At 65.2% G+C, this 20,424-nt stretch carries 10 protein-coding genes; 5 read left to right on the top strand and 5 right to left on the bottom strand.

The window, feature by feature from the left end; translation table 11 throughout:
• Window positions 1-270, bottom strand: coding sequence for a phosphopantetheine-binding protein (locus C6A77_RS15090; protein WP_161959671.1), 270 nt, complete (start codon window positions 268-270; stop codon window positions 1-3).
• A gap of 626 nt (window positions 271-896) precedes the next feature.
• On the opposite strand from C6A77_RS15090, the gene C6A77_RS15085 reads away from it, so the two are divergent.
• Both C6A77_RS15085 and C6A77_RS15080 read left to right on the top strand, forming a co-directional pair.
• The gene (locus C6A77_RS15085) at window positions 897-1,655 is read left to right on the top strand and encodes an ABC transporter permease (RefSeq protein WP_114170184.1); all 759 of its coding nucleotides are present in this window, start codon (window positions 897-899) and stop codon (window positions 1,653-1,655) included.
• Window positions 1,656-2,447 carry an ATP-binding cassette domain-containing protein gene (locus C6A77_RS15080; protein ID WP_114170183.1) on the top strand — a complete coding sequence of 264 codons (792 nt, stop codon included), beginning with the start codon at window positions 1,656-1,658 and terminating at the stop codon, window positions 2,445-2,447.
• Window positions 2,448-2,706: 259 nt separating this feature from the next.
• On the opposite strand, the gene C6A77_RS15075 is transcribed toward C6A77_RS15080, so the two are convergent.
• Entirely contained in the window at window positions 2,707-15,660 is a 12,954-nt protein-coding gene (locus C6A77_RS15075; RefSeq protein WP_114170182.1) for a non-ribosomal peptide synthetase, read from the bottom strand.
• 314 nt (window positions 15,661-15,974) lie between these two features.
• Here C6A77_RS15075 and C6A77_RS15070 point away from each other — a divergent pair, with 314 nt between their 5' ends.
• A complete protein-coding gene (locus C6A77_RS15070; RefSeq protein WP_114170181.1) occupies window positions 15,975-16,505 on the top strand; it encodes an RNA polymerase factor sigma-70 in 531 nt (176 codons plus the stop codon).
• 136 nt (window positions 16,506-16,641) lie between these two features.
• Here the strand turns inward: C6A77_RS15070 and C6A77_RS15060 are convergent, their stop codons facing one another.
• Window positions 16,642-17,655 (bottom strand): GNAT family N-acetyltransferase, encoded by a 1,014-nt coding sequence (locus C6A77_RS15060; RefSeq protein ID WP_114170180.1) that lies wholly within the window; start codon window positions 17,653-17,655, stop codon window positions 16,642-16,644.
• A gap of 63 nt (window positions 17,656-17,718) precedes the next feature.
• Window positions 17,719-18,519: an ABC transporter substrate-binding protein gene (locus tag C6A77_RS15055; RefSeq protein ID WP_114170187.1), complete on the bottom strand. Its 801-nt coding sequence runs from the start codon at window positions 18,517-18,519 to the stop codon at window positions 17,719-17,721.
• A gap of 173 nt (window positions 18,520-18,692) precedes the next feature.
• Between C6A77_RS15055 and C6A77_RS15050 the strand changes: the two genes are divergently transcribed.
• Complete coding sequence (locus C6A77_RS15050; protein ID WP_114170179.1) at window positions 18,693-19,253, top strand: exonuclease domain-containing protein; 561 nt, start codon at window positions 18,693-18,695, stop codon at window positions 19,251-19,253.
• 63 nt (window positions 19,254-19,316) lie between these two features.
• A complete protein-coding gene (locus tag C6A77_RS15045; RefSeq protein WP_054894773.1) occupies window positions 19,317-19,601 on the top strand; it encodes a pyrimidine/purine nucleoside phosphorylase in 285 nt (94 codons plus the stop codon).
• A 113-nt stretch (window positions 19,602-19,714) separates the two neighbouring features.
• Here the strand turns inward: C6A77_RS15045 and C6A77_RS15035 are convergent, their stop codons facing one another.
• Window positions 19,715-20,407: an alpha/beta family hydrolase gene (locus C6A77_RS15035; RefSeq protein WP_114170178.1), complete on the bottom strand. Its 693-nt coding sequence runs from the start codon at window positions 20,405-20,407 to the stop codon at window positions 19,715-19,717.
• Window positions 20,408-20,424: the final 17 nt, after the last annotated feature.

Genomic DNA, 20,424 nt, shown 5'->3' with positions numbered 1-20,424 from the left:
TCACAACCCCTCCAGCTCCGCCATCAGGTCACTCAGCCGGTCGACCTTGTCGTCATCCAGCGCACTGCCCTGCAGCCCCTGCACATACTTCGCCAGCTCCTCCACCGTGCTGCACTCGAACATCGCCCGCAGCGGCACGTTCAGCTGCAATTGCTTCTGCACCCGCGAGGCGATCTGCGTGGCCAGCAGCGAATGCCCGCCCAGCTCGAAGAAGTTGTCGTGCACCCCGACCCGCTCGGCCTTGAGCACATCGGCCCAGATACCCGCCAATAACTCTTCCAGCGCATTGCGTGCCGCCTCGTGCTGCGGCCGATGTCGATGGCCGATAGGACCATCTGTAGGACCTCTACCAACTAGCGCATCCGCTAGACCAGATCAATTTTTACATTCCGAAACACTAACTCGCGCATCCAAAACAATAAACATCTTTTTTCATGACCCAACACAAAATAACCCTCGCTGATGAAACCCATATCAATCCCACAAAACATACAAGCCAGTCCCACTCTAAAACAGGACATTTCTTACACTTTTGGTAGCTCTTAGGAATTCCATAAGAGATGCCGCTCAGAAAAATCTTACAAGACCAACCACAACTTATACAGTCGGATAGCGCCCTAAGCATCGAACCACCCCAGACATATTTGACGCACGTGAGATATAAGCCTAAACCCACAGAACCCCGGCGTTCGGGGCAACTAAGGAGATTTCAATGGGCACTCAATTGGGCACAGACATCAAACAAAGCCCAAATCGAAGCAAACCAACCAATCACCTCCCCGCTCACCAGCGCAGCGCTAATAATACGCTTAAGAGAATTAAAATTTGATGGCTACCTATACCTATCATCCATGAACTCAGATCATCCCACAACCCAGCAGAATGGTACCCTTCCCATGACCAGCAGCAATCTGCACTCCACCCCTAGGGCAAAAAAGCTCTATAACATTTCAAGAATCTTAATAATGGAACACCTCAGAGAACCCTCCAGCTTATTGTGGACTGCCTTCGCGCCCTGCATGCTGTTCTTTATCATGAATCCGAGTTCTCTAAACCCGGAGCCGACCGCTCAGGCCTATTTATCATACTCTGCGTGGTTTTACGCCTACATTTCAGCAAATGTAGCTTTTTTTGGCTTCAGCTTTTACCTTATCGGCAGAAGAGAAAGCGGCTTTATCCGTTCGTTCATATACCAGAAGGAATCAATTCGTCTTTTTCTTGCATCGCACATGATCAGCTACTCGTTCCTAAGCCTCATCTATGCGTCTTTATTCTATCTACTCACCAAGCCCATGCTTGGAAATTATTCAGCCCACGAATATTTCTATCTAATGGCCTGTTTCTTTACCAGCTACCTGGGTTTTTCCTTTATGGGTTTCGCCATAGCCGCTCTGCCTATCAAATTTGGAACAGCCAGTACACTTTTTTCACTTTTATCATTCCTCATGCTGATGTCCAGTTACCTGGGTGCAACTACAGGAAAAGAGCATGAGGAACTGATCGCACTCGTCAACCCTCTGCACCTGAGCACCCGCATCTTCCGAGACGAAATTCCACTACTGGGAGCTTTCCCGGTGGCACTCACCCTCTCACTGACTGGCTTTTACTTGACAATGAATCACTTCAAAGTCCAGCCTGTCTGGAGCCGATACTAAATGGGCACACTCATTATCAAAAAACTATCGTTTTCATACAAAGACAAGTCCTTATTCCACACTGTCAACCTGCACGTCGCACCAGGTGAGGCAGTGGGTATATTAGGAAGCAATGGCGCTGGAAAAACGACGCTCTTCGATCTGATTTGCAAACTTAGAAAACCTGACCATGGAGAAATCATCAGCCGCGCCAAACACCCGGCTTATCTAACGCAGATTTTGACGCCACCGCCGCAACTGCGGATGTCTGAAGTTTATGAACTCATTACCCATTTGAATGCCCCGTCGAAGCTTTGCCTTTCTGAAGCGCTGTCTCGGCTTAACGCATGGTCGCCTGCGCTTTCCAAACGCTATTCGGATATTTCCAGAAAGAAAGCATCTACTTGCAGCTATGGTGAAATCCGCAGTTTTTTCACTCTGACACTGCTACTCATGGGCAGTGATCTGGTCATACTTGACGAACCCACGGCTGGGGTAGATCCGGAATTTCGACACTTTATCTGGCTTGGAATTAAACACGCCTGCAACGAAGGCGCCAGTGTTTTGGTTTCATCCCATTACACGCAGGAGATTGCGGCCAATTGCAGCCGGTTTTACATGCTTGCCCACCATCAACTTGAAGCGTTCCATAGCGCAAACCAATTCCTGGCTCGCTATCAGGCGGCGTCTTTGGATGAAGCGTTTATCAACGCCTCCATGTCGCAGGACAACGTGGTGCTGCAAAGCGATGGGCAAGGCAACCTGCAAAGCCAGCAAGGGGCACCACGGCCGGAATTGCTCGACAAGCGCTGAAAAACTGCTTGCCAGTACCGGCCTCTTCGCGGGTGAACCCGCTCCCACAGGCTGGACTGCACCGGCCCTGAACACGGTGCTGATCCCTGTGGGAGCAAGCCCGCGAAGAATCCAGCGCGGTGCATGGCACCGGCTGCGCCGGTGTTCGCGGGCATGCCCGCTCCCACAGGTACTGCGCAGGAGCCGAAGGCTGCGGTAATCCTGTGGGAGCGGGTTTACCCGCGAAAGGGCCCGTACAGGCGCCCCATATCAACTCAACTCACAACCCCTCCAGCTCCGCCATCAGGTCACTCAGCCGGTCGACCTTGTCGTCATCCAGCGCACTGCCCTGCAGCCCCTGCACATACTCCGCCAGCTCCTCCACCGTGCTGCACTCGAACATCGCCCGCAGCGGCACGTTCAGCTGCAATTGCTTCTGCACCCGCGAGGCGATCTGCGTGGCCAGCAGCGAATGCCCGCCCAGCTCGAAGAAGTTGTCGTGCACCCCGACCCGCTCGGCCTTGAGCACATCGGCCCAGATACCCGCCAATAACTCTTCCAGCGCATTACGCGGCGCCTGGTAGGCCTGGCTGTGCTGGCCGCCGATGTCGATGGCCGGCAAGACCTTGCGGTCAAGCTTGCCGTTGGCGTTGTGCGGCAGGCTGTCGAACCAGCCCCAGTGCTGCGGCACCATGTACTCCGGCAACTCGGCTCGCAAGCGCTGTTTGACCTGCTCGAGCAGTGCGGCATCAGCGCTGATGCCCTGGTGCGCCACCAGGTAACCGACCAGGTGCTTGCCGTTGACGCCCTCCTGCACACCAACGGCAGCGTCGCGAATCTCGACCTGCTCGTGCAGGCGGGCTTCGATCTCGCCCAGTTCGATGCGGTAGCCGCGAATCTTCACCTGGTGATCGATACGCCCGACATACTCCAGTACCCCGTCCGGGCGCTGCCGTGCCAGGTCGCCGGTGCGGTACAGGCGCTCGCCCGGTGCCCCGCAAGGATGGGGGATGAACGCCTGCGCGGTGCGCAACGGGTCGCCGACGTAGCCACGGCCGACACCGGTGCCGGCCACGCACAACTCACCGACCGCGCCCAGCGGCACCAGCGCCTGGTCCTCGCCGAACAGGTACAGGCGGTTGTTGTCGGTCGGTGTGCCGATCGGCAGGTAGCTGCCCTGGGTGGAGGCGGCATCGACGCGGAAGAAGGCCACGTCGTCCGAACACTCCGCCGGGCCGTAGGCATTGACCAGGCCGATTTGCGGGTAACGCTGCAACCACTGCGCCGCCAGCTCCGGAGGCATGGCTTCGCCGGTCGGCAGCATCCAGCGCAGGCAGTCGAGGGCCTGGTGGTCGCCGGCGAGCATGCCCTGGATCAACGACGGCACGCTTTCCAGCACGGTGATGCCGGTGGCCTGTACATGCGCCAGCAGGCCCTGCGGGTCATGGGCGATGGCGTTCGGCACAATCTCCACCCTGGCGCCGAACAGCGGCGCGGCGAGGAACTGCCACACGGAAATGTCGAAGCTCTGCGAGGCCGTCTGGGCAATCACGTCCTGCTCGCCGAGTGCCAGGTACGGCACCTTGCTCAGCTGGTTGTTGAGCATGCCGCGCTGCTCGACCATCACCCCCTTCGGCAAGCCGGTCGAACCCGAGGTGTAGATCACGTAGGCGAGGTTATCCGGGCCGCTGTGAACGCCTGGGTTGTGGCTGGCCAGCGGGCTGGCCTGGATGTCTTCCCAGACCAGCAACTGCGGGCGTGCCGGTGTATCCAGCGCTTGCAGCAACTGCCGCGCCTGCTCGGCACAGGCCGCGCTGCACACCAGCACCGGTGTGCGGCTGAGCTGCAGGATGCTTTGCAGGCGCGCCGCCGGCAGGCCCGGGTCCAGCGGCAGGTAGCCGGCGCCGGCCTTGAAGCTGCCGACGATCATCCCCAGCAACGGCAAGCCACGCTCGGCCAGCAAGGCCACCGGTTGGTCCACGCCCACGCCCGCCGCCATCAGCGCATGGCCCAGGCGGTTGGCCGCCAGGTTCAGCCCGGCATAATCGTAGGCGGCGTCCAGGCAGCGGGCGACAATACGTTGTGGATGTGCAGCCACCTGCGCTTCGAACTGGGCGATGTAGCTCTGCTCCAGCGGATAAGCGCGCGCGGTGCGGTTGCAGTCTTCCAGCAAGAAGCGCTGTTCCTCGGCGCCCAGCAACGGCAGTTCGCTCACCTGCCCGGCGAAGCCTTCGACCAGCGCCAGCAGCAGGCGCTTGAACTGGGCCAGCAGGCGCTCGACGGTCGGGTAGTCGAAATAGCGTTGGTCGAACGACAGGTGCAGGCCCAGGTCATCGCCGGGGTAGCACACCGCCGTCAATGGGAAGTTGGTGTGGGTACGGCCCGAGTCGGAGCTGGCGTTCAGCTGCTGGGCATGGTCGAGCACGGCGGTTTCCACCGGCGCGTTCTCGAACACGAACAGGCTGTCGAACAGCGGCTGGCCCTTGGGCAGCTCGCTGCATTCCTGGATCGCCACCAGCGGCAGGTATTCGTACTCGCGCAACTCCATGTTGCGCTCCAGCAGGCCGTGCAGCCATTGCTGCACGCTGCAACGCTCACCTGGGCCGGGCAACTGCACGCGCAGGGCGACGCTGTTGATGAACAGGCCGACGGTACGCTGCATCTGCGGCATGCCCACCGGGCGCCCGGCCACGGTCACGCCGAAGGCAACGTCGCGCTCGCCGCTGTAGCGCGCCAGGACCAGGGCCCAGGCGGCCTGGGCGAAGGTATTGACGGTGAGCTGGTGGGCCTGGGCCAGTTCCCGCAGGCGCACGCCCTCAGCGACAGCCAGGCGGGTGTAGCAGTCACCGACGCGCATGCCACTGCCGGCGTGGTCATGGCGCAGCGGGCGGTCGCTGGGAATGGCGGTGGCGCGTTCGAAACCGGCCAGGTTGGCTTGCCACCAGGCGCGTGCGTCGTCCAGGCCCTGGCGTTGCAGCCAGCCGATGTAGTCGCGGTAGCGCGGCGGCAGCGGCAGCTGGGCCTGGCGGCCCTCGCCAAGGGCCTGGTAGACCTCGAAGAAATCGTTCATCAGCAGCGAGCGGCACCAGGCGTCGATGAGGATGTGGTGGTTGCTCATCATGAACCAGTAGCGCTCATCGGCGACCCGCACCAGGCGCAGGTGGAACGGCGGTTCGCTGAGCAGGGCAAAACCGGCCTCGCGCTCCTGTTTGTGCAAGGCCTGCAGGCGCTGCTCCTGGGCCGCCTCATCGAGGCCACGCCAGTCCTGGTAGTCCACCGGCGTGCTGCGCGGTTTGTGGATGATCTGCAGCATCGCCTCGCCGGTGTTCCAGCTGAACGAGGCGCGCAGTGCCTCGTGTCGCGCCACCACCGCCTGCCAGGCCTGGGTGAAACGCTCGGGGTCGACAGCGCTGTTGATGCGGTAACGGTCCTGCATGTAGTACAGGCCAGTGCCAGGTTCCAGCAGGGTATGCAGCAGCATGCCTTCCTGCATTGGTGTCAGCGGGTAGACGTCTTCGATCTGCGCAGCAGGCACTGGCAACGCGTCGATCTGCGCCTGGGTCAGGTGCGCCAGGGGGAAGTCCGACGGTGTGAAGCTGCCGTTGCCATCGGCCAGGCAGTGCCCGACCAGCGCCAGCAGCTCCTGGCGATAGGCCTCGGCCAGGCGGGCGATGGTCGCTTCATCATAGCGTTCGAGGCTGAAGGTCCAGCGCAGTTGCAGGGCACCGCCATACACCTGGCCATCGATACTCAACCAGTTGGGCAGCGCCGCGTCGAGGTCGTGGGCCAGGCCGGTCGGGGCATCCACTGGCTGGAACAGCGAGGCGCTGTCGAACTGCTGGTCGAACTGGCCGAGGTAGTTGAAGGTGACCCGCGCCTGCGGCAAAGCCGCCAGCTGTTCACGCCCGGCCGCATCGGCCAGGTAGCGCAGCACGCCGTAACCCAGGCCTTTGTGCGGCACCTGGCGCAACTGTTCCTTGATGCCCTTGAGCGAGCCGGCCCGCGCCGCGTCGTCCTCGCCTGGCAGCGGGCGCAGGCTCAGCGGGTAGGCATTGGTGAACCAGCCGACGCTGCGGGTCAGGTCCATGTCTTCGAACAGGCCATCGCGGCCATGGCCTTCGAGCTGCACCAGCACCTGTTCATCACCGCTCCAGCGGCACAGGGTCCGCGCCAGTGCGGTCAGCAGCAGGTCGTTGACCTGGGTGTGGTAGGCCGCCGGGACCTGTTGCAGCAATTGCCGGGTTTGCGCGACATCCAGGCCGATGGCCAGGGTGCGGGCATGGCGCTGCAGGTTGCCGCCCTGCGGGTGATCGCAGGGCAGCTCGCGGCGCACACCGCCGAGCTGGCCTTGCCACCAGGCCAGTTCGTCGCGCAGCGAATCGCTGCCGGCGTAGCTGGCCAGGCGTGCGGCCCAGTCGCCCATAGCATGGGTCTTGGTGGCCAGCGGCTGGCCACGGTACAGCGCCTGCAGGTCTTCCAGCAGCACCCGCCACGACACGCCATCGACCACCAAGTGGTGGATCGCCAGCAACAGGCGCTGGCGGCCCTGCCCGTCACGCACCAGCAAGGCGCGCAGCAGCGGGCCCTGGTGCAGGTCGAGGCTGCGCTGCAGGTCGGTGTACAGCGGCTGGCAATCGGCGAAGTCGGCGACGCTGGCGGCCCACAGCAATTGCCCGGTACCCGCCTGATCATACGTGGCCTGCCAGCGGCCAGCAGCCTTGCTGAAGCGCAAACGCAGGCTGTCATGATGCTGTACCAGGGCGCTCAGCGCTTGCGCCAGCAGCCCCTCGTCCAGCGGCTGGCGTGGCGCCAGCAGCACAGCCTGGTTCCAGTGCTGCGGCTGCGCCACTTCACTGTCGAAGAACCAGTGCTGGATCGGCGTCAGGCCGGTCTGGCCGTGGCGCTGGCCCTGCTCGATGCTGTTGGCGGCGGCGCTGTGGCGAACCACGGCCGCCAGGGTCTGGATGGTCTGGTGCTGGAACAGGTCACGCGGGCTGAATTGCAGGCCGGCCTGACGGGCCCGGCTGACCACCTGGATCGACAGGATCGAGTCGCCGCCCAGTTCGAAGAAGTTGTCCTGCACGCCGACCTGCGCCACGTTCAGCACCTCGCCCCAGATCTGCGCCAGTTGCGCTTGCACCTGGTTGCCCGGCGCCTGGTAGTGCTGGCGCGCCTGTTCAAGGTCCGGCAACGGCAGCGCGCGGCGGTCGAGCTTGCCGTTGCCCATCAGCGGCAGGCGGTCGAGCAGCACCAGGTGCGCCGGCACCATGTAATCCGGCAAGTGCTGGCGGGCATCGGCCTTGAGCGCCTCGCGCAGCAAGGCCTGGGCCTGGCTGTCGGCAGCGGCCTGCTTGCACACCAGGTAAGCCACCAGCTGCTTGCCCCCCGGCAGGTCGAGGGCGAGTACCACCGCCTCGTCGATGTCGGCATGGGTTTGCAGGCGGCTTTCGATTTCGCCCAGCTCGATGCGGAAGCCGCGAACCTTCACCTGCTGGTCGGCACGGCCGACATACTCGACCAGGCCGTCGCTACCCAGGCGCACCAGGTCGCCGGTACGGTAAAGGCGCCCGCCTGCGGCGCTGAACGGGTCGGCGACGAAACGCTCGGCAGTGAGGCCCGGGCGGTCATGGTAACCCTGGGCCAGGCCGGCGCCGCCGACATACAGCTCGCCAATGCCGCCTTGCGGCAACAGCGCCAGGTCGTCGTCGAGGATGTACGCCGTGCGCTGGCCGATGACGCGGCCGATCGGCACGCTGCCGAGGTCCGTGGCCAGCACCTGCGGGGCCAGGCAGGCCAGCGGCATGACCACGGTTTCGGTCGGGCCGTAGGCATTGAACAGCTGCTGCGGGGCGAAGGCCTGGCGTATGCGTTGCAGGTGCTCGCCGGTCAGCGCTTCACCACCGGTGATTACCAGGCGCACGGGCAACTGCGCGCCCTGCCCGGCCAGGTGCTGGGCCAGCTGGCTGCCATAGCTGGGGGTGAAACCGAGAATGCTCACCTGTTGCTCGCGCACCAGCTGGCAGATGTCTTCGGCGCCCCACTGCCCCTGGGCGCGCAGCACCACCCGGGCACCGCACAGCAGCGGCGCCCACAGGCGTTCGCTGGCGGCGTCGAAATTGATCGAATAGAAATGCAGCTCGCAGTCGTCGCTGCGCATGCCGAACGCGGCGATCACCGCCTGGCAGTGCATGGCGAACTCGCCGTGGCTGACCACCACCCCCTTGGGCTTGCCGGTGGAACCGGAGGTGTAGATCAGGTACGCCTGGTGCTGAGGCAGGCTGAGGTTATCCAGCGGCGCATCGCTGTAGGCCGACAGGCTGGCGGCGTCGTCTTCCAGGCTCCAGCGCGCCACGCCGTCAGGCAGCTCGCCCAGGCTGTGCAGCAATTCGCGCTGGCTCAGCAGCAGGCCGATGCGGCTGTCTTCGACCATGTAGCGCAGGCGATCGAGCGGGTACTCGGGGTCGAGCGGCACATAGGCGCCACCGGCCTTGAGAACGGCCAGCAGGCCGACGACCATTTCCAGCGAACGCTCCAGCGCTAGGCCGACGCGCACCTGCGGGCCGACGCCACGCTCGCGCAAGGCGCGGGCCAGGCGGTTGGCCTGCTGGTCGAGTTCGGCATAGCTCATGTGCTGGCCGGCGAAGGTCAGCGCGCCGGCGTGCGGCGTGCGCGCTGCCTGGGCGGCGAACAGGCCGTGCAGGGTCTGGCCGAGGTCTGAACTCTGCTCGCCGTGCAACTGGCCCGCCAGCATCTGCTGCTCGGCGCTGCTCAGCATCGGCAGCTCGCACAGGCGCTGCTGCGGGTTGTCGAGCAGGCCGACCAGCAGGCGCTCCCAGTGCTCGGCCATGCGTGCAATGCGTGGTTCGTCGAACAGGTCGCGGCTGTAGGTCAGGCAGCAGCCCAGGCGGCCGTCGAGGTCGGTCACCTCCAGGTACAGGTCGAACTTGGTGGCACTGGCATCGTTGACCAGGTAATCCACCTGCATGCCGGCCAGCGTGCGGCTTTGCTGGAAGGCCCAGCGCTGCACGTTGCACATCACCTGGAACAGCGGGTTGTAGGCGCTGCTGCGCGGTGGCTGCAACGCTTCCACCAACTGCTCGAACGGCAGGTCCTGGTGCGACTGGGCTTCGATGGCGGCCTGGCGCACCTGCTCGAGCAGTGCGCTGACGGGCATCTGGCCGTCCAGCTCGCAGCGCAGCACCTGGGTGTTGAGGAAGGCGCCGATCAGCCCTTCGCTTTCCGGGCGGATGCGGTTGGCCACCGGCGCGCCGATGCGCAGGTCGCGCTGGCCGCTGTAGCGGTGCAGCAAGGCGGCCAGGGTGGCGGTCATGGTCATGAACAGGGTCAGGCCACGCTGGCTGTTGAAGGCATGCACGCGGGCGACCAGCGCCGGGTCCAGCTCGAAGCGGTACAGCCCGCCGCGGTGGCTCTGCACCGCCGGGCGCGGGCGGTCGGCGGGCAACGCCAGCACCGGGTGCTCGTCGCCCAGGCGGGCTCGCCAGTAGGCCAGCTGGCGGGCACCTTCGCCACTTTCCAACCATTGCCGTTGCCACTCGCTGTAATCCAGATACTGCACGGGCAGCGCGGCCAGCGGCGACTCGCGGTCATCGACGAAGGCCTCGTACAGCTCGCCCAGTTCGCGGGCGAAGATGTCCATGGCCCAGCCTTCGGTGACGATGTGGTGCAGGGTCAGCACGAAAACGTGCTCGCGCTCTTCGGCCTTGACCAGGCAGGCACGTAGCAGCGGGCCATGTTCGAGGTCGAACGGCTGGTGTGCCTGGGCCTCGGCCAGTTGTTCCAGGCGCTGCTGGCGGGCGTCGCCAGGCAGCGCGCTGAAGTCCTGCCAGTCGAGGTGCAGGTTGCTGTCGTCGGCCACGCACTGGTACGGCACGCCGTCGATGCTGGGGAAGGTCGTGCGCAGGGTTTCGTGGCGCACGATCAACGCCTGCAGCGCACGCTCGAAGGCGTCCACGTGCAAGCGGCCGCGCAGGCGCGCCATGCCGCCGACGTTGTAGGCCGGGCTGTCCGGCTCCATCTGCCAGAGGAACCACATGCGTTGCTGCGAGTACGACAGCGGCACCGCCTGGCGGCGATCGACGCGGGCGATTGCGCCTTGCAGGTTGCGCTCGCCGGCAGCACGGATGCGCGCGATCTCGGCGCAGAAGGTGCCCAGCTCGCTGGCCTCGAACAGGGCCTTGAGCGGCAACTCGACATCGCAGGCCTGACGGGTGCGCGAAACGATCTGGGTGGCCAGCAGCGAATGGCCGCCGAGGGCGAAGAAATCATCCTGCAGGCCGATGCGCGGCAGGTTCAGCACTTCGCGCCAGATGGCGGCGACCTGCTGCTGCAGCTCTGTTTGTGGCTCGATGTGCTCACGCTGCTGCCACACCGGGGCCGGCAATGCCTTGCGCTCGACCTTGCCGCTGGGGCCCAGCGGCATCTGCGCCAGCGGGATGAGTTGTGCCGGCACCATGTAGGCCGGTAGTCGTTCAGCCAGCACCGTCAGCAATACATCAGGCGGGGCGCTGCCGCTGTAGTAGCCGACCAGTTGCGCGCCGACGGCATCCTGGTGGATCAGCACCAGCGCCTGTTCGACCCCCGCTTGCGCCAGCAGGCAGGCCTGGACCTCTTCGGGTTCGACCCGGAAGCCACGCACCTTGACCTGCTGGTCGAGGCGACCGAGGTACTCCAGCGCCTCGGTCTGCACCTGCCAGCGGGCGCGGTCGCCACTGCGGTACAGGCGTTGGCCATGGCCGTCAGCCTGGGGCACGAAGCGCTCGGCAGTGAGGCCCGGGCGGCCCAGGTAGCCACGCGCCAGGCCTGCACCGCCAAGGTACAACTCGCCCGGTACACCAGGCGCAGTAAGTTCCAGCTCGTCGTCCAGCACGCGGCACAGCACATTGCCCAGCGGGCGGCCGATCGGCGAGCGCTCGCCATCCGCCGCCTGGCAATGCCAGTGGGTGACGTTGATGGCGGTTTCGGTCGGGCCGTAGCGGTTGTGCAGTTGCACCTGCGGCAGCACCTGAAGCACCCGGTCACGCAGTGTGGCGGACAGCGCTTCGCCACCGGAGAACAGCCGGCGCAAGCTGCTGCAGGCCGCCGCCTGCGGCTCCTGGACAAACACCTGCAACAGCGGCGGCACGAAGTGCAGCGTGGTCACGCCATGGGCTTGCACCAGCGCGGCGATGCGCTGCGGGTCACGGTGCTCGCCGGGGCCGGCGAGTACCAGCTTGCAACCGGTCACCAGCGGCCAGAAGCATTCCCACACCGACACGTCGAAGCTGATCGGCGCCTTTTGCATCAGTACGTCGCTGTGGTCCAGCGCATAGGTCGCCTGCATCCATTGCAGGCGCTCGGCCAGTGCCGCGTGGGTGATGCCCACCCCCTTGGGCTGGCCGGTAGAGCCGGAGGTGTAGATCACGTAGGCCAGGTTGTCGCCATGCAGGTGCAGGCGTGGGGCATGGCTGGGCCAGCTGCCCAGGTGCAGCTGGTCGAGGGCGATGGCGCTGACGCCTTGCACCTGGGGCAGCTTGCCCAGCAAGCTGCTGTGGCTCAGCAGCAGGCTGGCGTTGCAGTCGGCGAGCATGTAGGCCAGGCGCTCGGCCGGGTAATCGACGTCCAGCGGCACGTAGGCAGCGCCGGCCTTGAGAATGGCCAGCAGGCCGACCAGCAATGGCGCCGAGCGCTCGACGGCGATGGCGACGCAGGTGTCCGGGCCGACGCCCTTGTCGCGCAGGTAATGGGCCAGGCGGTTGGCCTGCTGGTGCAGTTCGGCATAGTCGAGGCTGCCACCGTCCCAGGCCAGGGCGGTACGCTGCGGGGTAAGGCGGGCTTGTTCATCAAGCTGCTCGACCAGCAGGCGCTGCGGTGCCGCAGCCACAGCCTGGCCCCAGCCCAGCAGTTGCGCGCGGGCGGGTGCGTCGAGCAACTGCAGCTCGCCCAGTGGCCGTTGCGGCGCGGCGCACACCTGCTCCAGCACGGCCAGCAGGTGTTGGGCCAGGCGCTGGATGGTGCTGCTGTCGAACAGTTCGGCAGCGTAGTCGAAGGCCAGGCTCAGGCGGCCCTGGTGGTCTTCTTCACTGTGCAGCTGCAAGTCGAACTTGGCTTCGCGGCTGTGCCATGGCAGTTCTTCGGCCAGCAGCCCCGGCAGACGGCGCAGCGCCGACAGGTCGCGCTGCTGGTGGTTGAACATGACCTGGAACAGGCCTTGTTCGCGGGCCTCGGGCAAGGCTTCGAGCAATTGCTCGAACGGCAGGTCCTGGTTGGCCTGGGCCTCCAGGGTGGCCTGGCGCACCTGGGCCAGCAACTGATCGAACGGCAGCCGGCCATCGAGTTGCGCGCGCAGCACCTGGGTGTTGATGAAGAAGCCGACCATGCCTTGGCTTTCCAGGCGCGGGCGGTTGGCATTGGGCACGCCGACGCGGATGTCGACCTGGCCGCTGTAGCGGTGCAGCAGCGCCTGCCAGCCGGCCAGCAAGACCATGAACAGGCTGGCCTGCTGCTCGCGGGCCAGGCCGTTGAGCGCTTCAGTGAGCCTGGCCGGCAGCTTGAGCTGCAAACGCGCGGCGCGGTGCTCGCGCTGGTGGGCGCGCGGGTGGTCGGTGCACAGGTCGAGCACCGGCAGCTCATCGCCCAGGCGCGCCCGCCAGTACTGCAACTGGCGTTCGCCTTCACCTGCGGCCAGCCACTGCCGCTGCCAGTTGCCGTAGTCGGCATAACCCAGGGTCAGCGCTGGCAGGTTGGCCTCGAGGCCTTGACAGTGGGCAGCGTACAACCTGGCGAATTCGTCGAGCAGGATGTTCAGCGACCAGCCATCGGCGACGATGTGGTGCAGGGTCAGCCACAACTGGTGATGTTCGTCGTCCAGGCGTACCAGGGTCGCCCGCAGCAACGGCCCCTGGCGCAGGTCGAACGGTTGTCGGGCCTCGGCTTCGCGCCGCGCCGCAATCTGTTCAGCAGCCTGGCCTGCAAGGTTCAGGCGGCGAAGGCTGAACGGTTGCGGCGCCAGAATGCGCTGCACGGCCTGGCCGTGCGCGTCGCTGAATACAGTGCGCAGCGATTCGTGGCGAACCAGCAGCGCGCGCAAGGCTGCCTCGACAGCGTTTTCGTCAAGCTCGCCGCGCAGCTGCAGGCCGGCCGGGATGTTGTAGGCCGCCGATTGCGGTTGCAGCTGCCACAGCAGCCACAGGCGGTTCTGCGCCAGCGACTGGGGCAACCACTGGCCGCGTTCAAGCGTGGCGATAGGCCCGGCCTGGGTACCGCCTTCGGCGATGATTGCAGCCACGGCCTTGCTGTAATCGGCCAGTAACGGCGCTTCGAACAGGGTGCGCAGGCCAAGCGGGATACCCAGTTCATCGGCCAGGCGGGCGCTGGCCTGGGTCGCCGCGATGGAGTTGCCGCCCAGCAGCAGGAAGTGGTCGTCTGCCGCCACCGCCTCGACCTTGAGGATGTCGCGCCACACAGCGGCGATACGCTGTTGCAGCTCATCGTCGCCAGCAGCGGCCCCACCCGCCTCGCTCGCCTCGGGGAAGCGGGCGTAGCAATCCAGGCTGCCATCGTCCATGCGCAGGCGGCAGGCCGAGCGCTGCAGTTTGCCGCTGGAGGTCTTCGGCAGCGCCCCCGGGTTCAGCAGCAGGACCACGGCCGGGGCCTGGCGGCAGGCGTCGGCGACGACCTGGCGCAGGGTCTTGATCAGCTGCTGCGGGGTGGTCGTTTTCTGCACGTTGCGGCTGATTTCCACCGCCACACCGATGCCCTCCTCGCCTTGCTGCTCGACCGCGAATACCGCCACCCGGCCTTTGCGCAGCACCGCGACTTCGCGCTCGAGGGTTTGTTCCAGGTCCTGCGGGTACAGGTTCTGCCCACGCACGATCAGCATGTCCTTGAGCCGCCCGGTGACGAACACTTCGCCGTCGCGCATGAAACCCAGGTCGCCGGTGCGCAGCCAGGTCTGGCCGTCCATGGCGACGAAGGTGCGGGCGCTGGCTTGCGGGTTGCGCCAGTAGCCTTGGGCGATGCTCGGGCCGCTGGCCCAGACCTCCCCTACCTGGTTGTCGCCCAGCACCTGCTGGTGCCGGGGTTCGACGATGCGCACGGCATGCCCGGGTTGCGGGTAGCCGCAGCTCATCAGCACGCTGCCCTTGCCCGGCTCGGCACGGTTGGCGGCCAAGGTTTCGGCGTCCAGCTCCAGTGCGGCGATGCCCTGGCCACGGCGGCTGCCGCTGACGAACAGGGTCGCTTCGGCCAGGCCGTAGCTGGCGAAGAAGCTCTGCGGGTCGAAGCCACAGGCCTGGAACTTGTCGGCGAAGGTGGCCAGGCTGTCCTGGCGGATCGGCTCGGAACCGGAATAGGCCACACGCCAGCGGCTGAGGTCGAGCCCGGCCAGGGCTGCCTCGCTGACCCGCTCGCTGCACAGGCGATAGGCGAAGTCTGGGCCACCGCTGATGGTGCCGCCGTACTCGCTGATGGCCTGCAACCAGCGCAACGGCCGGGCCAGGAAGTAACCCGGCGCCATCAGCACGCAGGGCACCCCGCTGAAGATCGGCTGCAGCAGCCCGCCGATCAGGCCCATGTCGTGGTACAGCGGCAGCCAGCTGACGATCACGTCGTCGGGATTGAGGTCGATGCCGAAACCTTGGCGGATCAGTTGCTCGTTGGCCACCAGGTTGCCGTGGCTGACCTGCACGCCCTTGGGCAGTGCGGTGGAGCCGGAGGTGTACTGCAGGAAGGCGATGTCATCGCCCTTGAGTGCGGGCTCACGCCAGTGCGCCGCCAGCGACGGGTCCAGGCCATCCACCGCCAGCAGTTCGGGGGCGTTCTGCGCTGCCAGTGCTTCCAGACCCTGCAGGTTGTCGTACAGCGCCGCGACGGTCAGCAGCAGGCGCGGTTCGGCGTCGTCGATGATCGACAGCAGACGTTGCTGATGGTGCTGGCGCGCGGACTCCGGCGGGTAGGCCGGCACCGCGATCACGCCTGCGTACAGGCAGCCGAAAAACGCCGCCACATAGTCTGGCCCGCTGGGGAACAACAGCACCGCGCGGTCGCCGAAGCCGGCCCGCGCCTGCAAGGCAGCGGCGATGGTGCGCGCGCGCTGGTCGAGGTCCCGGTAGCTGAGCACGGCCTGCTCGCCGGGCACATCGGCCAGAAAGCGCAGGGCGATCTTGTCCGGGGTCCGCGCGGCGCGTTGCGCCAGGGCCTGGACCAGCGAGAGCGGGAGTTCGAAGGCGTCGGTCATGGGTGTTCCTGCCAGTGTCTGGTTGGGGCGGGCCGGCTGCCCCGCCAGCATGGGGCGGGCAGCGTGTGGCGGCCGGATGTACACAGGGGAACGGATGGAGCGGGGAAGAAATTAGCGCTGCCTGGCTTGCCAGGCGGAGCCCTGCGCGAGCCAGCACGCGGCTCTCAAGACAGGCGGCGTTAGAACCGAAAGATGCAGATACTAATTACATTTCGCATTTGACAATCATTATCATTCTGCATAGCTTGTCGCCCGTCGTAGGAAGCTTCCCAAACTTGGGTGCGTCCTTTCTCCTATGTGACAAGGTGATTTCCATGGCGGAACAACTATCCACAAGTAAGTGCGATTCACCATTACTGCAGGCCTTCGTCGATAACCGCAACATTCTGGTCAAGATCGCTGCCCGCATCACCGGCTGCCGGTCGCGCGCCGAAGATGTGGTGCAGGACGCCTTTTTCCGGCTCAGCGCCGCTCCGCAGATCACCTCGTCATTCAAGGCGCAGCTGAGCTACCTGTTCCAGATCGTGCGCAACCTGGCCATCGACCACTACCGCAAGCAGGCCATGGAGCTGAAGTACTCCGGCAGCGAGGAGGAAGGCCTGAATGTGGTCGTGCAGAATGCTTCCCCCGAGGCCACGCACATCAACCTTGCCGCACTGGACGACATTGCCGAGGCGCTGAACCAGTTGCCCCAGCGCACCCGTTACGCCTTCGAGATGTACCGCCTGCATGGCGTGCCGCAGAAGGACATCGCCAAGGAGCTGGGGGTGTCGCCGACGCTGGTCAACTTCATGATCCGCGATGCGCTGGTGCATTGCCGCAAGACGGCCAGTCGCCAAGCCTGAAAGCTGGCGCGGTCCCTGTGGGAGCGGGCTTGCCCGCGAACACGGGCGAAGCCCGTGCCATCCACCGTGTCGCCTGCTTCGCGGGCTTGCCCGCTCCCACTGGTAGTGCGCAGCGCTTGCGGGCAGCGCGGTGCCTTCAAGCCAGCTCGCAGCGCTGGAAAAACCGCTCGCGCCCCAGAATCATTAACGCGGCCCGCTTGTGCGGGAAGTCGAACTCCTTGTCGCAATGGAAGCACTGGTCGTGCATGTAGCCGATCATCTTGCCATTGTCGGCACGCGGCTCGGCGACCACCCGCTGGGTACGCGGGTCGTCGAGGAACAGGTAGTGCACCAGCGCCGACAACCAGCTGGCCACCTTGTGCGGCCCGCGATGGTGCTCCTCGCCTACCAGCATGTGAATGCCACGGTCGTAATCGTCGGCCGGGTAGAACGGGGCGATGCGGTCTTCCTTGGCCCAATAGGCCTCGAAGTAGGCAAACGGCTCGTCATCGAAGCAACCGATCAGGGTCAGGGTATGCGGGTCGGCCTCGAGCTTGGCCAGATACTCGCGATGCTGTGCCAGCGTGCCGCCCTCCTGCCAGAAGGCCTCGACCCGCGGGTTGTTCTGCCAGCGGTTGAAGCGCGGCAGATCGTCCTCGAGGTGCAGGGTGCGCAGCGACACCCAGCTGCCCAGCCGCGCATCGAAACGCCGATACACTTCACCATGGGGTTTCGGCGCGCGGCGCGGGTGGCGCTTGCCATGGCTGAGGTGCATCTGCTGCGGGTACGGCGCAGCCGCCGCCCCCCCCAGCCAAGGCTGCGGCAACTGCCAGAACAGCGCCCGCTCGCACAGGTACTGGCCGGGCTGCTCGGTCATCAGCAGCAGGCCACTGGCCAACGCCTGCGCCGGCACTTCTGGCAGGTGCCAGGTCAGGCGCTGGCAGGCCGTGTCGCGTGACAGCAGCCAATAGCAGGCGGCCCACAAGGCCTGAAAAGGGCGCTCGGCGCACAGCCGCTCAAGCTGCAGGTGCAACGTCGCACCCGCCTCCAGGCGCAGGTGGATCAACGGGCGGCCGTCAAGGGCCAGGCTCAGCCAGCCGTCGCCCTCCTCGGCAGCAAGATTGCGCCAGCGTGGCGGTAATTGGGGCGGCGAAGCGGCATCGAACGGCATTGGCTTGACTCGCGAAAATGAGGAATGGGCTCACTGTCGAGAACGATGCCGGCAGCCGCCGATTTAGTCGCTGGGCGCGCTGACGGTGATGCGATACGGTTCGAAAATGCGCGCCAGCTCACCCCGGTCGCGCAGGCCGCGCAGCAGCTCGGCGAACGACCGCCCGTCGATAGGGGCATCGGGGCGCAGCAAGGCGTAGTGGTGGTAGACCTGGTCGATGCGCTGCGAAGGCACCAGCTGCGCCTGGCTGGCCGGGTTTCGCTTGAGAAAATCGCTGAGGTAGGAGCGGGTGACCAGGGCGATGTCGGCGCGGCCGGCCTGCACCATCAGCAGGTTGCTGTCATGGGAATAGGTCAGCGTGGCCTTGTACGCCTTGCGCAGGTAATCCGGGTCGGAGTTGAAGCCGGCAAAGGCATAGTGATAGCCGTTGAACAGCGCCAGGCGCTTGCCGTTCAGGTCGTCGAAGTAACGCGGGTCGCCGGCGTTGGCCTGGCGGGCGACGAACACTTCGGCGTCTTCCAGGCCCATGTCCACGGTCTGGTGGGCGATCTGCTGCCAGCCCCATTGCGGGTTCTCGAAAATGGCCATGTCGGTACGGCCTTGCTGGAAGTCCCCGAAGCGCCGCTGGATGGAGGTGGGCACCAGAACGAAGCGGTAGTGCTGCTGCGCGCGATTCAGCGCCTCGACCAGCTGCGGCAGCAGGCCGGTGTCGGCGCCCTGCTCCGGGCGCACGGTATAAGGCGGGAAATGCGCCGCGCCCACCTTCACCTCGACGGCACCGGCCGCCCATGACGGCGCCGCCAGCCAGAACACAGCCAGCAGCATCAGAAAAGAAAGGGCCTTGTGGCGATGTGCTGGAGTCAAGACGGACATTCATCAGGGTTCGTGCCAAGGTTCGCCTAAGCTAGGCGTTTTCCGGGCCGGACACAACTGCCGCTTGCGTGGCCCTTTGTGCCAAAGCCGCAGGCAAATTGCCACGGGGTGCCGGATGCGCCGAGTTTGGCTACGCTCTAGCAGGATCTGCAAGGGAGCCTGGTATGGGCCAGTGGTTGGTGATCGACCTGGAAGCCACCACCGACAATGGTGGGTGGCCGGTCACAGAGATGGAAATCATCGAAATCGGGGCAAGCCTGGTGACCCGTGAAGGCCGCGAAGTCGACCACTTCCAGCGCTTCGTGCGGCCTCGGCGCCGGCCACAGCTGACCCCGTTCTGCCGTGAACTGACCCACATCAGCCAGGCCGATGTGGACAGTGCCGCGCCGTTTCGCGAGGTGTGGGCAAGCTTCGAGCACTGGCTCGGCCAGCACCAGCGCCAGCTTCAGGCGTGGGTCAGCTGGGGCGACTACGACCGCCAGCAACTGCACCAGGAATGGCAACAGCACGGCCTGGAAAGCCTGTTGCGCACCCTGCCGCACATCAACCTCAAGCAACGCTTCGCCAAGGCCCGCCATCTGCAGCGCCCCGCCGGCCTGAACGGTGCCCTGCAACTGGCTGGCATGCACTTTTGCGGGCAGCAGCACCGGGCCCTGGAAGATGCGCGCAACACGGCCCGGCTGTTGCCGTTGAGCCTGCCCGCCGAGAGCCCTGAAAGCAGATGACGCAGCCAGTGGGCTTGGGCATACTGGCCAGCCCTTTTTCATCCCCCTTTTCAGGAGTCGCCCATGTTCCAGGTCAACGAGTACTTCAACGGCACCGTCAAGTCGATCGCCTTCGCGGGTGAAGAAGGCCCGGCCACGGTTGGCGTGATGGCCCCGGGCGAATACGAGTTCGGCACTGCCAAGCGCGAGATCATGCACGTGGTGTCCGGCGCGCTGATCGTGAAGCTGCCGGGTAGCGACAACTGGGAAACCTTCAATGCCGGCGACAAGTTCAACGTGCCGGCTGACAGCAAGTTCCAGCTGCAGGTCAAGGTCGATACCGCTTACCTGTGCGAGTACCGCGACTAAGCGCTGGCCTGTTCCGGCCTCTTCGCGGGCTTGCCCGCTCCCACAGGGTGGGCACAAGCTTCCGGGCCTGTGCAGTACCTGTGGGAGCGGGCAAGCCCGCGAAGAACCCAGCATTAATCCTTCAGGAATGCAGCAACCCGCTCAGCCGCCGCCTGCAAATGCTGCTCATGGCTGAACCCCGAAGCCTTCAACGGCTTCAGGTCATGGTCCGCCGCCACCAGCCAGCTCACCTCGATCGCAGGTGACAACGCATACCCTGCCACTGCCTCGCGGTTGCCCAGCGCATCGCGCTCACCCTGCACGATCAACGTCGGCGTCTTCAAATCGGCCAGGTGCTCCACCCGCGGTTTCTCCGGCTTGCCCGTGGCATAGAACGGATAACCCAGGCACACCAGCGCATCCGCCCCCAGTTCGTCAGCCAGCAGGCTGGCCATGCGCCCGCCCATGGACTTGCCGCCCACCGCCAGCTTGCCCGCGACCAAAGGTCGCACCTGCCGGTACACCTCGCGCCAGCATTCCAGTAGCACCTTCTGTGGGTTCGGCGGCCGCTTGCCACCGCCAACCCGGCGCTCGGCCATGTACGGGAACTCGAAGCGCAGCACCGCGACCCCAAGCGCCGCAAGCCTTTGCGCCATTTCTTCCATGAACCCGCTGTCCATCGGCGCACCCGCGCCATGGGCCAGGATCAGGCAGCCCTTGTAGCCGTCCCGGCCCTGCACAAGGGCAGGGTCGCAGCGCAAGCCTGGGACATTTCCGACCTTCGCCCATTGATCCCCGTCAATACCGGCACTTTGCCCATTAATCATGCTTGCCTCGCTGTAAA

The sequence above is a fragment of the Pseudomonas sp. AFG_SD02_1510_Pfu_092 genome, assembly GCF_003331055.1.
Taxonomy (GTDB): Bacteria; Pseudomonadota; Gammaproteobacteria; order Pseudomonadales; family Pseudomonadaceae; genus Aquipseudomonas.
The sequence above is the reverse complement of the archived record's forward strand: the minus strand, read 5'-3'. Positions and strand labels throughout refer to the sequence as shown.

Excerpts from the sequence above, each read along its gene's own strand:
- C6A77_RS15070 (WP_114170181.1), top strand. The coding sequence starts at position 15,975 with ATGGCGGAACAACTATCCACAAGTAAGTGCGATTCACCATTACTGCAG.
- C6A77_RS15045 (WP_054894773.1), top strand. The coding sequence starts at position 19,317 with ATGTTCCAGGTCAACGAGTACTTCAACGGCACCGTCAAGTCGATCGCC.
- C6A77_RS15075 (WP_114170182.1), bottom strand. The coding sequence starts at position 15,660 with ATGACCGACGCCTTCGAACTCCCGCTCTCGCTGGTCCAGGCCCTGGCG.
- C6A77_RS15035 (WP_114170178.1), bottom strand. The coding sequence starts at position 20,407 with ATGATTAATGGGCAAAGTGCCGGTATTGACGGGGATCAATGGGCGAAG.
- C6A77_RS15050 (WP_114170179.1), top strand. The coding sequence starts at position 18,693 with ATGGGCCAGTGGTTGGTGATCGACCTGGAAGCCACCACCGACAATGGT.
- C6A77_RS15060 (WP_114170180.1), bottom strand. The coding sequence starts at position 17,655 with ATGCCGTTCGATGCCGCTTCGCCGCCCCAATTACCGCCACGCTGGCGC.
- C6A77_RS15080 (WP_114170183.1), top strand. The coding sequence starts at position 1,656 with ATGGGCACACTCATTATCAAAAAACTATCGTTTTCATACAAAGACAAG.
- C6A77_RS15085 (WP_114170184.1), top strand. The coding sequence starts at position 897 with ATGACCAGCAGCAATCTGCACTCCACCCCTAGGGCAAAAAAGCTCTAT.